Below are 14,389 nucleotides of genomic sequence, written 5' to 3'. Positions count from 1 at the left end.
AAACCATGAAGGTTTTCAAGAAAAAAGGCGAACTCACAAGATTCCAAATACTTGCAGAGATAGCAAGAGAACAACCCCATCTAAGACAGAAGGATATAGCTAAAAAGCTTGATATTACTGTGCAGGCTGTTTCAGAAAATATAAAAAGTCTTGTTGATGATGGCTTCGTTGAAACAGGTATGGGTAATGCCAGATATAAGATAACCAAACGAGGCATTGAAAAGGTTAAAAATGAGGCTGTAAACCTTAGTAAATATGCAGATAATGTACTGGATACCATGAATACTTATAAATCAGTATGGCCTGCATTAGCCAGGGAAAATATGAAAACTGGTGAAACAGTATGGTTAGAAATGGATAAAGGCACATTATATGCTGGAAAAGAAAAAAAATCTGCCCATGCTGAAGTTTTAAATTCAGCTTCTAAGGGGGATGATGTTGCCCTTATTAAACTTGGAGGTACAATTAAACTCCAACCCGGACATGTGGTTATAATACAGGTCCCAACCATTAACGAAGGAGGGTCCAGGGCATGCAACATGGGAGAAATCGAAGAAATTTATGCACGTGGATTTGATAGGATTGGAATCATGGGCACAGTTTCAAGAGCTGTGACAAACAAAATTGGAATCCAAACTGATTTTGAATTCGCAACTCCATATGCAACTGTTGCAGCTGCAAAAAGGGGACTTAATGTGTTGGTATTTGCTGTTGGAAAAATGAGTAAGAGTTTGACAAAAAAATTAGAACATGAAGGATTGAGATATAAGATAGAAAATGTTTCACTGGAAGAATTTCAAAAATAATGGATTCAAAGGAATCTACATCCATAAGAATCAATTTTAGAAATTATAACGTTATCAAGAGTTGTATCTGGTGTTTCAGATAGTGCAAATGCAGTATTTCCAAGCATTGCCATTGATGCACCCATACTTTCTTCTTGGAGAATATTTATAATGTCGGATACTTCAGTACTAAGAAGTCCTGTTTCCATTGCAAATTTATTTGATAGTTTAAGGAAAAATTCGGGAACAGGATTTTTTAATAACATGCTTAACATGTTTCTGCCTGTGTTGTTGATTCTTTTTTTGTGGATTGGATCACCGATTATTTCTGATGTTTCAATACCTCCTAAACTCTTGCATATTACATATAAATCCTTTTTCAATATCATTTTGTCTGTTACGCCAAATCCTGGAGCTCCTTCTTTTATTCTTAAGGTGATACCCCCATTTACCTCAGCAATCACATCCCCCAATCCGCTTTCCATTTCAATTTCTGCAAGATGAGCTATGCTTGTGGCTTTATTATAGGTTATATCTAGTTCAAGAATCTTTGCTATTGAAAGGGCAGTTCCAAGTGCACATGCTGCTGAGGTTCCAAATCCTGCACCTATGGGTACTTCTAATACATGATCAATACTGATTGACTTGTCCTCAACGAGTTTACTAATATTAAATTCCCTTTCCATAATCTCAATTGTTTTAAAGGTTATGGTAGTATTTCTAACATCTTCCTCCCCATTAATGGTTACACTAGTCTTTAAACTATCTGAGGAATTCTTATCAAATATTTTAAGATTGGTAATTACACCCTTATCCATTGCTACACCAGCACCACAGGATCCTCTCTTTAATGGGTTTTGATTATCAATTATTTCAAAAAATCCAGTTATATGAGATGGTGCGAAAATAGAACATTTCATTTTTATCACTACAATATAGTTATGAATTGGATACCTTTATTCTTTTTTATAGGGATATTACTTGTTCCAGGAAAACCCAAGTCTCCAACAAGACACATAGTTTTATTAAAGTAATTAAGGTAATTTTGAAACTGAAAATATACTTTACCATTGGTTTGAAAAGTAATTAACAGTTTAATATTATCTAAGCATCAATAATTCTCATAAGCTTTTTTATTCAAACTACAAACTGTTCTTAAATTCAGATAATATCCTCTATTTCTAATTAATTTTAAATATTTCAATTGAAAAGAAAGAAAATGTTGGTGTTGAAATCCAATGGAAGCACATATTTCAAATGATCACATTATTACTGACCTTAACTTTTTAAACAATAAAATAATGTTTTATATGAAATTCATGTATTTTACAAATAAGTTTAGAATTGTTAGATATAATTTTATGAAAGAATAATCAAAAGTTTAGTATATCATGAAGATCCTATTCAAACATGAGAAAAATGTGCTAACCTTTTCGACTGAAAAGAATAACCCATAAATAATCAAATAGAAGTAATGGAGGATTCCATATTAAAAAAAGAATAGATCTCCACACACACAGTATATTCAGCGATGGTGAACTTTTACCATCAGAAATAGCACGACGTGCTCAGGTATTAAATCACAGTGCTGTTGCAATAACAGACCATGTTGATGCATCGAATATTGAGTGTGTTGGTAAAGTAATAAATGCAGTTATAGACATAAGGGACAACTGGGACATAGAAATCATTCCAGGAGCCGAAATAACCCATGCACCAGCCGAAATTATTGATAAACTTGCCCATCAAGCAAGGAAGTTTGGTGCAGAAATTGTTGTTGTACATGGTGAAACAATTGTTGAACCTGTGATAGAAGGAACTAACTGGAGTGCAGTTAACTGTCCCGAAGTAGATATCCTCGCACATCCCGGCCTTATAACAGTTGAAGAAGTAGAAATTGCCAAGGAAAATGGTATTGCTCTGGAAATAAGTTCCAGAAGAGGACATTGTCTTGGAAATGGACATGTTGCAAAACTGGCAAATGATGTAGGGGCAGATCTGGTTATTAACACAGATACACATATGCCTGGAGATCTTATATCCTATGAAATGGCTTATAAAGTAGGTTTAGGTACAGGACTACAGGATAAAGAGATAAAAAAAGCTTTAAAAGATAATCCTGAGAGGATTCTCAGAAAAAAAGGTTTGTTAAAATAGATCATTAGAAATACATGAGGTGGATTTATGAACAGAAGTATGAACAATACAATACTCGGAGTATGTTACATAATCGTTGCACTTTTAATAGTTGTCGTAAAATATGCAATACCACAGTTCTTTGATATTTTAATCTGGTTAGTTGCAATTGGTTTAGCAGCAACTGGAGTTTATATGATAATGAAAAAACCTTAGCAAATTAATTTATTGGGAGATAACTTGATATTCTAAAATTAGGTCTTCTTCCAAATTGTAACTTTTTTTTAATTTGAGTTTTACAGCATCCTTCATGTATTGGACTCCATCACCATCTGCAAGTGTTTTAGCTTCCTTTCCCCCTGCTATCATTGGAGCTATGCAAACACGCACTTCAGATACAAGATCTCCAATTATCATTGAGTAATTTAGAGTTGATCCTCCCTCTAACATAAGTGTTTTAACTCCTTTTAAAGCAAGTTTTTCCATTAGTAAATCAAGATCAACATGATTTTTGCCGCAAACAATTACTTCTGCTTTTTCACCCAACTTTTCAATTTTTTCAGAATCAGCAATCTCTGAAACTGCAATTATTGTTGGAGCATCCGAATTTAAAACCCTTGAAAAGAGTGGTGTTCTAGCCTTGCTGTCAATAACAACTCTCAATGGATAATCTTCTGGACTTGCCTGAAATTTATGAACTGTGAGTTTTGGATCATCGGCTAACACAGTATTTATCCCTACCATTATAGCATCGACTTCTTTACGAAGTTCATGAACCCGCAATAGATCCATTTTACCCGATATCTCAGAACTGCCTGTTTTAGTTGCTATTTTCCCATCAAGGGTCATTGCACAGTTCAGAATTACATATGGTTTTTTAATGTTTTCTGTTGTCATTTTTATCCACAACACAGTATTTTTGAATTTGTAAGTATATTGTTTATTATCTTTATTTACTACTGCGGTAAATTTAATGATATTACATTTAGGTTTGTTGAAAATTTGATTTTAATCATAATTTGCTAAACTCTTTAAATTAGATCAAAATCATATTGCCCTATTTAAAAATAGATAAGATAAATTATCAGACTCTAAGCTGATTTTTTTACTCATAATTTAACTTATTTAATATAAATTATTAAATTTAAAAAAAAGGTATCTTCATTTTATTTTATACCTAAAACATCCCCCATGTCACTTATTTTTCCTTCAGAAGCTCCAACAACATATCTTATTGATTTAATTACTCCTGTTACAAATACTTGTCTGCTATGTGCTCTGTGGACAATTTCAATTCGCTCTCCTTCGCCGACAAAAAGTACGGTATGATCTCCAACGATATCCCCTCCACGAACTGCATGCATTCCTATTTCTCCAGAAGTTCGTGCACCTACAATTCCCTGCCTACCATAGACATAAGTTTCATCTTTATTTTTTCTAAGTGCCTCAGCTATAATTTCATAAGTTTTAACAGCAGTTCCTGAAGGGGCATCCACTTTATTTTTATGATGAGCTTCTATTATTTCAATATCATAATCATTAAGAATCTTTGCAAGGTCTTCAATGATCTTAAAGAACGCATTCACACCTACTGCCATGTTTGGAGCAATAACTGCTTTTATCTTATTTCCTTCGATAGATCTTTCTATTTCATCCATTTGTTCTTCTGAAAATCCAGTTGTACCTACAACTACATTAACATCACAATCTGCAGAAGTTTTGATTGTATCCACAGCTGCATTTGCTTTAGTAAAATCAACTAGAACATCTGGTTTCTTTTCTTTTAAAACTTCAGCAAGTTTCTGGGCACCTTTTACTTGAACATCAATCTTTCCTACACCTATTACTTCACCAATATCCTTTCCTTCAAAAGGAGTATTTGGTGTCCCTATAGCTGCAACTACTTTCATATCTTCCTGTTTAAGTATGGATTTAATAATTTTGGAAGCCATTCTTCCACCTGCGCCTGTTACAGCTACTCTAATCATTTTATCAATCTCCATTTATAATTTTAAATAAATCCTGATTTACAATTATTTAATTCAGTTATCAATACTAATAGAATTATATTTTAATAATGACTATGAGGAATAAAATTAAATAAAAAGAAGTTATTTCGCTTTTTCTAGCTGTCCTTCACTAACTTCTTCTTGAGTCATAAGCATATTCTCCCCTAAAGGTATTTCTTTAAGGAAGAATGCAACAACCAGCCCTACAAATGATAATAAAATAGCTACAATGAAAATATTCTGGATAGATAGTACCAAAGCTTGAGTTTTACTCAATGTAACTGCGTTTGAACTTCCTAAAGTGAAATTCATTATGTATCCAAATATTGGAACGGATACTATAGTGCCTACATTTCTGAAAAACCGCATAGAAGCTGTTACAATACCTATTTCTCGAAGGGCAAATGCGTTCTGCACTGCTACATTGAATATGTTATAAGCCATTCCCGAACCTATACCAAGGACAGTTGAATATGCTAATAACAGATAATATGGTGTATTCACATTCATTGTAGCAAGAAGTATAACCCCTATTCCTGTTATAACAAATTCAACAATGACAAGATTTTTATATTTTCCTGTCTTTGATATGATTTGTCCAGTGATTATTGAGGTTATTGTAAGACTTAGAAACATAGGAATCATTATAAGTCCAGAATTTGTAGCACTCATACCTAAAACACCTTGTGCAAATAATGGGACATAAATTATCCCACTAAACATCAATGCACTTGCTATAAAACTTTCTAATGATGATACATTAAATATTGAATTTTTAAAAAGATTTAAAGGCAAAATAGGTTCTACTGCTTTTTTCTCAGCCAATACAAACAATGCAAACATGAATATTGAAAATACAATGAGTACAGCCATCTCATCTAGCGGATATTTATTAATATCTCCTGCAAGTGTTATTGCAAAGAAAATTGTGCTTAAAGCTAATGTAAAGGTGATAATCCCAGAATAATCTATGATCTTTTTAACATCTGGCAATTTAAAGTTTGGAAGCGAATAAAGAATCATGGTTACAGCAGCGATCCCAACTGGAACATTTATAAAAAACACCCATCTCCAACCGAAGGAATCTGTAATTACACCACCAATAATTGGCCCCAAAACGTCTGCAAGACCAAAAACTGATGCGAGTATCCCCATATATTTGGCCCGTTCTCTGGGGCTGAAAATTTCTCCAACCACTATAAATGGTAGGGATATTAAAATTCCCCCACCAATTCCCTGAAGTCCTCTAAATAGGATCAATTGAAACATATTGGTTGCAAAACCACACATGACGGAAGTTATAACAAATGTGATGATCCCTGCAATCAAAATATGTTTCCTACCGTAAATATCCGATAATTTACCAAAAAGGATTATTGCGATGGTTGAAGACAACATATAAGATGTAAATGGCCATACATAATATTCCATGCCGTGTAGACTATTAATAACCTTAGGCATAGCTATTGCCATGATTGAATAATCAAATGCAGCTACAAGAAGCCCAACCATCAATCCCGCCATAATCATGTTTATCTGATCTTTAGTTAGGTCATATTGGCTTTTATAATTCATAATTTTCACTCTTGTGGCCTATTTCTATAGATAATACGTTTAATATTATTAGCGATTCATTTAAGGGTTTAAATTTATTTTTATTGCATGATTTACAAAAAAAATATAATAATTATTGAAAAATCATTCTTCCTTAAAGAACATTTTAGTTCGCATCTCTCCTAAATTAGAAACAACACGGGACAAGTCACTTCCAGGAATACTAATCATAATATCTTCTTGATCGAGACCCATATTTTTCCTTGCAGCAACGTCGCCGAATCCATAAGTGACTTTTCCAGCCATATAAGGAGTTGCAGCCATTGAACTGCATATAGGAACTGCGTCAGCACCTAGTCCATGTTCTCCAGAATCATAAGCATTTGCATGTAGTATTTCCATTCCCTGTTTCGCATTGCAGATCATAAATATCACATCTGGTTCAAATTCTGCCCTATTCAAGGGAGCGAAAACAACTGCATTAAAAATTCCAGGATTTATGTATGTTTCATCTTTTCTTGAACGTTGCACTGCAGGAATATCCTTATATAATCCTTTTGGAACCATAAATGCACCGCTTTGTACATTTGCAGAGTATTCACGTATGTCCTTAAGTCCAGAATATCTTGCACCACCCATACATCCCTCTTCCTCAGCAGTTGCATAGAACATTTCGCCTTTCATGGCTTTCATAAGTTTTGTGCAAAAACTTGATTTTTCTTCTTCCTTTTCAACATTTTTTGGCTCTTTTACAGACCATTTTATGGCCACTGGTTCATTTTCCAATTTTAGAAATTCATTCAATTTTTCCCCAAATTCATTATAATCCATATTTAACACCTTTATTATTGCATTTTTTGCTCTATTCTTACTTATTTAATATTTTCTGACAACATATGAAGGAATAGATCTCCTGTATCATTGGTAAATTTTTGTTCATTAATTCCCTTGCTTTCCAATATTTCTTTACTCCAACTCCCCATATTCACCATACCATTGATGATTACCGATAGGAGGACAGTTGCTTCCACAGGATCCACATCTGATCTGATTTCACCATCATTTTTACCTGTTTGTATTGAATCTATTCCTATGAACATTAATTCTTTAAATAATCCCCTTACTTCTTGAAATTCTTCACTACTGTTCAGTTTATTCATATCAAATTGTTTTTTATTATTTGTAGGAGAATACAACATCCTTAAACAATTAGGATATTTCTTAGAAAACTCCCGGGTTGCACTAATGTATAATATTAACTTTTCTAAACCAGTTTTTCCTTTTTTTACTTCCTCTTTAACCATTTCAACCCAAATTTGGATACCACGTAATTCTATGGCAAAGTACAATGCTTCTTTATTTTTAAAATAAAGATAAAGTGTACTTTTACCAAGACCTATATTTTCTGCTATTTCATCCATTGAGACCTCATCAAAGTCTCTATCAACAAACAATTTTCTAGCTGCATTAATAATATCATTTCGACGTTGTTCTCTTTCTCTTTCTTTCCATTTTCCAAGTGACATATTTTTCACCTATCAATAATGAATTTAGATCTTATTTATGACTAAGAATTTTGTATATGACTCTGAGTCAGATATATGAATAGTAGTTATATAGATTATATAAAGTTTTTGGTCCAAAATAAAATTTTTTAATTAGGTTAGAAAAATTTCTTAAAAATCAAAAATGATTTACATATTTAATGAAAGTTTATTTTTAGTTAAATAGAAATAAGAAAAGGAAAACCAAAGAATATAAAAAATCAGTTATGAAATGATATCAGAATAATTGAAACACCAAAAAAAAAATGGAGATTTAAGTGTAAAGGCTTGTAAATAAATTTTCTTGGATTTAACACCAATGATTAAATTTTATAATATTTGAAATTGAATCAAGTATATAAAAATTAAATGTATTAATAGGAGGTTTGAATTTGGTGGACAGATACAGTACGGGTTTAAAGAATCTTGAAAAAATACATCCCGAGGCAAGCAAAGCCCTTATGGAAAACTTAAAGGATATAGCACCTGATCTTGGACGTTTTGTTGTTGAATTTCCATATGGGGATGTTTATGAACGCCCGGGTCTTGACTTGAAATCCAGAGAGATCGCAACTATTGCAGCCCTCACAGCAATAGGTGATACAAAACCAGAACTCAAAGATCATATAAAAGGTGCTCTGAATGTTGGATGCAATAGACAAGAAGTTATTGAAGTAATTATTCAAATGGCAGTTTATGCAGGATTTCCTCGGGCAATAAATGGGATAAACATTGCAAAAGAAGTATTTAATGAAATAGATGGAAAAAAATGAATATTTATTTATTAATATTCCTAAAATATTCAATTAAATATTAAATATTTTTTTAGCACTTTTTTCTGTTATTTTATCAACTTTAGCAGGAGTTAAATCTTTTTTTTCCGCTATTATTTTAATAGCTTCCTCAACAAATGCAGGTTCATTCCTAATTCCCTTAAATGGTGATAGATAGGGGCTGTCTGTTTCTGTTAATAAATTTGAAATAGGGATTTCCTTTGCAAGTTTTTTATGGTGATCTGAAAAACATATTATGGTAGAAAGAGACAGGAAGTATCCTTCTTCAACAATAAGCTCAGCTGTTTCCATATCTCCTCCATAACAGTGAAAAACAACGTCTTTAAGTGATGATGTCTTTTTCACCATCGCAAGAGCTTTCTTCTCAGCAGCCCTTGCATGGATTATTAGTGGAAGTTCATATTCCTCTGCCATTTCAATAAAAATTCCAAATATTTTTTCTTGTTTTTTTCTATGGTTAACATCGGTTACTTCATGATAATCCATGCCCGTTTCGCCTATTCCAACTGCAAGATCTATATTATCCTCTATCTCGTTTAATGCCTGTTTAATTATTGATGAATCTGCTTTTGAAGTTTTTGAAGGGTGAAATCCCAGGGTTGAATATAAAAATCCACAGTAATCTTCTTGAAGCTTTAATGTTCTTTGATTACCCCCCAAACTAGCTCCAGAGTTTATTATTGCAGTAAGTTTATTTTTTGCTCGTTCCATTACTTCATTTCTGTTCTTATTGTATTCCTTAAAATCAACATGACAGTGGGTATCAATCATAAATATTCACCAGTTAGTATTGAAAAAAGTTTAATTTAGGATATTTTTATTTTTTTGGATTAATCAAAATTTATGATTATATCTATACTAAATTCCAAAACGTCTTTCTCTCTGTTGATAGGATCTTAATGCCCTTAAAAAATCTACTTTTCGTAGTTCTGGCCATAAACTATCACAGAAATAAAGTTCAGAGTACGATGACTGCCATAACAAGAACCCACTTAATCTTTCTTCTCCACTAGTTCTTATAATCAGGTTTGGATCTTCAAGACCTGCTGTGTATAAATTTTCATTGACTATTCTCTCGTCTATATCTTCTATAGACACTTTACCATCTTCTACTTCCTTAACAATCTGTTTTATAGCGTCCACTATTTCTAAACGGCCATCATATCCTATTGCTATATTAACGAGCCTTTTATCGTAGGAAGCTGTTGATTCTTCTGCTATTTCAATTGCCTTTCTCACATCTTCAGGAAGAAGTTCTCTTTTGCCAACAGCCTTTATTCTAACCTTATTTTTGTGGATCTTTTCGTTCTGTGCTATTCCCTCGAAATTTTCTTTGAATAGATTCATGAGGCCCCTGACTTCATTTTCAGGCCTATTAAAGTTCTCAATTGAGAAAGCATACACAGTAACTATTTCTATTTCAAGATCAACACACCAGTCCAGGAATTTTTCAAGAGTGCCTATTCCTCTTTTGTGACCTTCTATAGTGTCAATATTCCCTTGGATCTTTGAAAATCTTCTATTACCATCCATTATTATTGCAACATGTTTTGGAAGGTTTTCACGTGTGAGATTTCTGGATATATACCATTCATAAGCTTTATAAACAGGTTTTAAAACTGACATTTTCAACTCCTTTTGTTTCATTTATATCCTCTGAAAATATTATGCTCATCAAATTAAATTGGATATTTATTATTTAGATTTTATATTGTACTGAATAGTATAAATGTAATTTTAGTTTTTTTATAGATATGGTAAGAAATAATTTATAGTTAATGAAACCCTATTGTTATTGTTTAATTCAATTAAACAGTCAAATTTGTTTCTTTAAATTTGCAAGATAATATGCAAATTTCAAGGCATTTTTGTATCCTTCCACATCTTGTGAGCGTGATGTATCTACATATATTTCTTTCATTCCCAATGTTACTGCCCCATGGCTTTTTCCATTACCTAAAAGGACTAGGGTTCTGAATATTAAATTTCCACATATTCCATCTGGTGCAATAATTAAATTTGCACCTTCTTTAATTGCATCCTCAATGATTATGAAGTAATGTTTAGCATCAATAGATTCTTTATTGATCAATGAAGTTAAAAGTTCTCCATCTTCCAATGAATCATCTATTTTCGTGCTTCTACCGTAATCTTGGGGCCGTCCACCAGATAATATTCCTAATTTTGGTTTTATACCAATTGATGTTAAGAATTGGGATCCTTCCCAGGCAATGAGTAATTTTTGTTTTAAATCATCACCTTCATCTATACCAACTGGTGCTAAAAGGAATTTCTGACCTTTTAAATCTATATAAGAAGCTCTAGCTATTTTCGGATATTTTTCCCTCAATTTGATCATTATTTTCGAGGCACTCAGTGATCCCCTAATTGCTGCGTCTGCATGACCATTAAAAAGTAGTTTAACAAGTTCCTCCTCGGATTCTGTTTGTAAAACTTCAAAATTCACATTCTCAATTGCTTCAATAACCTTTTTATTTTTCCCAACACCTGCAACAATCTTCATCCTATCATTTGATCCCAGTTTTAATATATTATCATTAACTATTTTTTGAACTATTAATCAATTTATCTATACTAACTAGAATTTTATATTAATGAAATTATGAATTCCTATGTATTTTCAAGATTAAAGATATATTCCATGGATTTTGATTGAATATTCAGATAATTTGATATTATATTATTACAACCAATTTTACCAGAATTCATAACATAATCCCTAAAATAAGGAGTATAATAGTAGAAAATTTCAATTATGATTAGTTACTGATTAATTATATAGCTTTAATTTCATTAAACTTAATAACAATTATTTTTTGTTAATATTAACCTGTTGTAGAAATAATCAATTCTCTTTGATTGAAACTATAATATACTCTAAAAATAAAAAAACATTTGGTTGGTCTTTCTTTATGAATCATGATGTACATGTGGGTAGTAGACTGTAATTCCACTGAATCCTATTCCATTTAATTTTTTCAGATATTCATCTTTGGATGTTCGATAACTCAATTCATTATTATTACATGCATCATAGATATGTCCATCCCATTCAACAACTTCATGAGAGTATTTTCCAGATTTATGTTCAATAACCACCACATATACATTCTTTGCACCTATCTGTATGAGATAGTCCGCAAACATTTCAGATTTATTTTTACAGTTCATGGATTTTTGATTGTAAGGAATATCTTTTATTTCCTGGAATTTTGATTGTAATGCTTTTTCATCAATATTACTCTTTACATTCCTTGTGTTATTCAGATTACCCATTGATGTTGCTGTAACTATATCATCATCCAGCACAACAGCTATATTGATTTCAAAAATTCCTATCAATAGAATAAGAAAGAAGATCAAAATTTTACTTTTTTTATCAAGAAAACACGATTTAGTTCAAAAATTTGAATAAATTTGAAATTATTAATCATTTAATTGATTTACAGTTAAAAGTTTTACTATATAAATTTTTATTAGCAATATTATTTTCATATTTTGAAATCAGTCTTTAATTTAAAAAAAAATAGAAAAAATAGAGTTAAACTAAAAAAATAGGTATTCTAGAAGAAAATTTCTTCAGAGATTTTTAATTGTTTTCATTCCTTTATCAATGATTTCCAGAGTGTTTTGGATATCATCATCACTATGCATCAGTGACAGGAAACAACATTCAAACTGGGCAGGAGGTACAAAAACACCATTATTAAGAAGTGTTTGGAAGTAATGTGTGAATTTATCAATTTGCGCAGTTTTTGCATCTTCATAGTTCCAGACTTCCTTTTCAGTAAGATAAACCTGAAACATGGAACTTAAACCAGCAACTTGATAGTTCAGATCATTTTCAACCAAAACATCCCTTATTCCATCCCTTAACTTCTCTCCTTTTAAATTCATTTCGGAATAGAAACTATGGTTAAGCTGTTTTAAAGTTGTTAAGCCAGCAGTAACAGAAATAGGGTTACCATTAAATGTTCCTGCTTGATAAACATTTCCAGAAGGAGCTATCATTTCCATCAACTCCTTTTTACCTGCAAGTGCACCTATTGGAAATCCCCCACCAAGTATCTTACCAAATGTAACAAGATCTGGTGTTACTCCAAAGTACTCCTGGGCACCTCCTTCTGCAATTCGGAAACCTGTAATAACCTCGTCAAAAATTAAGATAATATCATTTTCAGATGTTAACTTCCTTAAAAATTCAAGATAGCCTTTTTTTGGCGGTATAAATCCAATATTTCCCATGATAGGTTCAATGATTATGGCTGCAATTGAATCACCTTGATCTTTTACAAGGTCCAAAAGTACATCTTCATCATTGAATGGTACTAATATGGTATTTTTAGTTGTTTCTTCTGGAACTCCTGGAGAATCAGGTAATCCCATTGCTCCTGAGCCTGATTTTACAAGAACATAATCATGTGCCCCATGATACGATCCCTCAAATTTCACTATCTTATTTCTAGTGGTAGCTGCCCTAGCAAGTCGAATTGCACTCATTGTAGCTTCTGTTCCAGAATTCACAAATCTTACCATATCAGCACAGGGAACCTTTTTAACAACCATTTTTGCAAGTTCAATTTCTTTTTCTGTTGGTACACCATATGCAGAACCATTTTTAAGCTGTAGTATGACTTCAGCCATCACCTCAGGATTTGCATGTCCTAGCACCATTGGTCCATATGCAAGGCAATAATCTATATAGGTTTTTCCATCTACATCTATGATTTTAGATCCCTTTGCCCTCTCTGCAAAGAATGGATAAGGTTTGTAGGCCCTCACAGGAGAGTCAACACCACCTGGTAAAAATTTTTTAGATTCATTAAAAAGTTCCTCAGATTTCATTTTTTCACTCCTTTTTAAGATTAATAAGAGAATTAACAGCTGCAACAGCAACTGGTGTTCCTCCCTTAGGACCCTCTGTTACTAAATAAGGAATTTCTGTTTGTTCTAGGGCCTTTTTTGATTCAGCAGCACCTACAAATCCTACAGGAACACCAATAACCGAACTGACATTAATTTTTCCTTTATTAAATAAATTTAATATTTCTAATAATGCAGTTGGGGCATTTCCAACTACAGCTATCCCCTCAAAATCATTTTCTGCAGCAACTCTTATTGCAGCAGCTGCACGTGTTATGTTATATTCCTTTGCAATTGTGACAGTCCTTTCATCTTTAATGTAACAATTGACTTCACCGGGATATTTGTTTATCCCTGTTTTAACCATGTTAATATCGGTTAAAATATCCTTTTTATTTTCGATGGAATTCCTACTAGCTCTAACAAAGTCTTTGCTCATCTTGGTAATATCTGCATACTCCGGATCTGCTGTTGAGTGTACAATACGTTCAACGATTGATCTCTCTTCATTGGACAATTCCTTGGTTTTATCAGCTATAAGGGATCTAACTATTTCCCTGCTTTTTTCAGCAATTTCATAGCCCTGTTTTGTTGATGCTCCCATGAACATGGTTGATTTTGGATCTCTTTTACTCATGATACCTACTCAAATAATTAATCTTACTACTGGGTTATTATATTAA

Annotated in this window: 16 protein-coding genes; 4 read left to right on the top strand and 12 right to left on the bottom strand. The window is 32.3% G+C overall.

Annotated features, from left to right (window positions below):
• Positions 1–5: 5 nt before the first annotated feature.
• On the top strand, positions 6–806 hold the full coding sequence (locus tag K8N75_RS06405) for a DUF7839 domain-containing protein (RefSeq protein WP_223791261.1): 801 nt from the start codon (positions 6–8) through the stop codon (positions 804–806).
• Between the two features lie 5 nt (positions 807–811).
• On the opposite strand, the gene K8N75_RS06400 is transcribed toward K8N75_RS06405, so the two are convergent.
• Positions 812–1,705 (bottom strand): pantoate kinase, encoded by an 894-nt coding sequence (locus K8N75_RS06400; RefSeq protein WP_223791260.1) that lies wholly within the window; start codon positions 1,703–1,705, stop codon positions 812–814.
• 568 nt (positions 1,706–2,273) lie between these two features.
• Here K8N75_RS06400 and K8N75_RS06395 point away from each other — a divergent pair.
• Both K8N75_RS06395 and K8N75_RS06390 read left to right on the top strand, forming a co-directional pair.
• The gene (locus K8N75_RS06395; protein WP_223791480.1) at positions 2,274–2,942 is read left to right on the top strand and encodes a histidinol phosphate phosphatase domain-containing protein; all 669 of its coding nucleotides are present in this window, start codon (positions 2,274–2,276) and stop codon (positions 2,940–2,942) included.
• 27 nt (positions 2,943–2,969) lie between these two features.
• Entirely contained in the window at positions 2,970–3,137 is a 168-nt protein-coding gene (locus K8N75_RS06390; RefSeq protein WP_223791259.1) for a hypothetical protein, read from the top strand.
• Positions 3,138–3,146: 9 nt separating this feature from the next.
• On the opposite strand, the gene K8N75_RS06385 is transcribed toward K8N75_RS06390, so the two are convergent.
• The 5 genes from K8N75_RS06385 to K8N75_RS06365 all read right to left on the bottom strand — a co-directional run bounded on the left by K8N75_RS06385 (position 3,147) and on the right by K8N75_RS06365 (position 8,010).
• Positions 3,147–3,818 carry a 2,5-diamino-6-(ribosylamino)-4(3H)-pyrimidinone 5'-phosphate reductase gene (locus K8N75_RS06385; RefSeq protein WP_223791258.1) on the bottom strand — a complete coding sequence of 224 codons (672 nt, stop codon included), beginning with the start codon at positions 3,816–3,818 and terminating at the stop codon, positions 3,147–3,149.
• 269 nt (positions 3,819–4,087) lie between these two features.
• A complete protein-coding gene (gene dapB / locus K8N75_RS06380; protein WP_223791257.1) occupies positions 4,088–4,909 on the bottom strand; it encodes a 4-hydroxy-tetrahydrodipicolinate reductase in 822 nt (273 codons plus the stop codon).
• A gap of 123 nt (positions 4,910–5,032) precedes the next feature.
• Positions 5,033–6,505 carry an MDR family MFS transporter gene (locus K8N75_RS06375; RefSeq protein ID WP_223791256.1) on the bottom strand — a complete coding sequence of 491 codons (1,473 nt, stop codon included), beginning with the start codon at positions 6,503–6,505 and terminating at the stop codon, positions 5,033–5,035.
• Positions 6,506–6,628: 123 nt separating this feature from the next.
• Positions 6,629–7,315 (bottom strand): DUF169 domain-containing protein, encoded by a 687-nt coding sequence (locus K8N75_RS06370; RefSeq protein ID WP_223791255.1) that lies wholly within the window; start codon positions 7,313–7,315, stop codon positions 6,629–6,631.
• 41 nt (positions 7,316–7,356) lie between these two features.
• Positions 7,357–8,010 (bottom strand): TetR/AcrR family transcriptional regulator, encoded by a 654-nt coding sequence (locus tag K8N75_RS06365; RefSeq protein ID WP_223791254.1) that lies wholly within the window; start codon positions 8,008–8,010, stop codon positions 7,357–7,359.
• Positions 8,011–8,423: 413 nt separating this feature from the next.
• Here K8N75_RS06365 and K8N75_RS06360 point away from each other — a divergent pair, with 413 nt between their 5' ends.
• Positions 8,424–8,801: a carboxymuconolactone decarboxylase family protein gene (locus tag K8N75_RS06360; protein ID WP_338038034.1), complete on the top strand. Its 378-nt coding sequence runs from the start codon at positions 8,424–8,426 to the stop codon at positions 8,799–8,801.
• Between the two features lie 33 nt (positions 8,802–8,834).
• Here K8N75_RS06360 and K8N75_RS06355 read toward each other — a convergent pair whose 3' ends face one another.
• The 6 genes from K8N75_RS06355 to K8N75_RS06330 form a co-directional block, all read right to left on the bottom strand.
• Positions 8,835–9,593 (bottom strand): YchF/TatD family DNA exonuclease, encoded by a 759-nt coding sequence (locus tag K8N75_RS06355; RefSeq protein WP_223791252.1) that lies wholly within the window; start codon positions 9,591–9,593, stop codon positions 8,835–8,837.
• Between the two features lie 87 nt (positions 9,594–9,680).
• Complete coding sequence (gene uppS, locus K8N75_RS06350; protein WP_223791251.1) at positions 9,681–10,448, bottom strand: polyprenyl diphosphate synthase; 768 nt, start codon at positions 10,446–10,448, stop codon at positions 9,681–9,683.
• A gap of 190 nt (positions 10,449–10,638) precedes the next feature.
• Positions 10,639–11,346 carry a methanogenesis marker protein Mmp4/MtxX gene (gene mtxX / locus K8N75_RS06345; RefSeq protein ID WP_223791250.1) on the bottom strand — a complete coding sequence of 236 codons (708 nt, stop codon included), beginning with the start codon at positions 11,344–11,346 and terminating at the stop codon, positions 10,639–10,641.
• Between the two features lie 407 nt (positions 11,347–11,753).
• Positions 11,754–12,206, bottom strand: coding sequence for a hypothetical protein (locus K8N75_RS06340; protein WP_223791249.1), 453 nt, complete (start codon positions 12,204–12,206; stop codon positions 11,754–11,756).
• Positions 12,207–12,422: 216 nt separating this feature from the next.
• Positions 12,423–13,688, bottom strand: coding sequence for a glutamate-1-semialdehyde 2,1-aminomutase (hemL, locus tag K8N75_RS06335; protein WP_223791248.1), 1,266 nt, complete (start codon positions 13,686–13,688; stop codon positions 12,423–12,425).
• Positions 13,689–13,692: 4 nt separating this feature from the next.
• The gene (locus tag K8N75_RS06330; RefSeq protein ID WP_223791247.1) at positions 13,693–14,343 is read right to left on the bottom strand and encodes a cobalt-precorrin-8 methylmutase; all 651 of its coding nucleotides are present in this window, start codon (positions 14,341–14,343) and stop codon (positions 13,693–13,695) included.
• Positions 14,344–14,389: the final 46 nt, after the last annotated feature.

This window comes from Methanobacterium spitsbergense (genome assembly GCF_019931065.1).
Classification (GTDB): domain Archaea; phylum Methanobacteriota; class Methanobacteria; order Methanobacteriales; family Methanobacteriaceae; genus Methanobacterium_B; species Methanobacterium_B spitsbergense.
The sequence above is the reverse complement of the archived record's forward strand: the minus strand, read 5'-3'. Positions and strand labels throughout refer to the sequence as shown.

Excerpts from the sequence above, each read along its gene's own strand:
- K8N75_RS06405 (WP_223791261.1), top strand. The coding sequence starts at position 6 with ATGAAGGTTTTCAAGAAAAAAGGCGAACTCACAAGATTCCAAATACTT.
- K8N75_RS06400 (WP_223791260.1), bottom strand. The coding sequence starts at position 1,705 with ATGAAATGTTCTATTTTCGCACCATCTCATATAACTGGATTTTTTGAA.
- K8N75_RS06390 (WP_223791259.1), top strand. The coding sequence starts at position 2,970 with ATGAACAGAAGTATGAACAATACAATACTCGGAGTATGTTACATAATC.
- K8N75_RS06385 (WP_223791258.1), bottom strand. The coding sequence starts at position 3,818 with ATGACAACAGAAAACATTAAAAAACCATATGTAATTCTGAACTGTGCA.
- dapB (WP_223791257.1), bottom strand. The coding sequence starts at position 4,909 with ATGATTAGAGTAGCTGTAACAGGCGCAGGTGGAAGAATGGCTTCCAAA.
- K8N75_RS06375 (WP_223791256.1), bottom strand. The coding sequence starts at position 6,505 with ATGAATTATAAAAGCCAATATGACCTAACTAAAGATCAGATAAACATG.
- K8N75_RS06370 (WP_223791255.1), bottom strand. The coding sequence starts at position 7,315 with ATGGATTATAATGAATTTGGGGAAAAATTGAATGAATTTCTAAAATTG.
- K8N75_RS06365 (WP_223791254.1), bottom strand. The coding sequence starts at position 8,010 with ATGTCACTTGGAAAATGGAAAGAAAGAGAAAGAGAACAACGTCGAAAT.
- K8N75_RS06355 (WP_223791252.1), bottom strand. The coding sequence starts at position 9,593 with ATGATTGATACCCACTGTCATGTTGATTTTAAGGAATACAATAAGAAC.
- uppS (WP_223791251.1), bottom strand. The coding sequence starts at position 10,448 with ATGTCAGTTTTAAAACCTGTTTATAAAGCTTATGAATGGTATATATCC.
- mtxX (WP_223791250.1), bottom strand. The coding sequence starts at position 11,346 with ATGAAGATTGTTGCAGGTGTTGGGAAAAATAAAAAGGTTATTGAAGCA.
- hemL (WP_223791248.1), bottom strand. The coding sequence starts at position 13,688 with ATGAAATCTGAGGAACTTTTTAATGAATCTAAAAAATTTTTACCAGGT.
- K8N75_RS06330 (WP_223791247.1), bottom strand. The coding sequence starts at position 14,343 with ATGAGTAAAAGAGATCCAAAATCAACCATGTTCATGGGAGCATCAACA.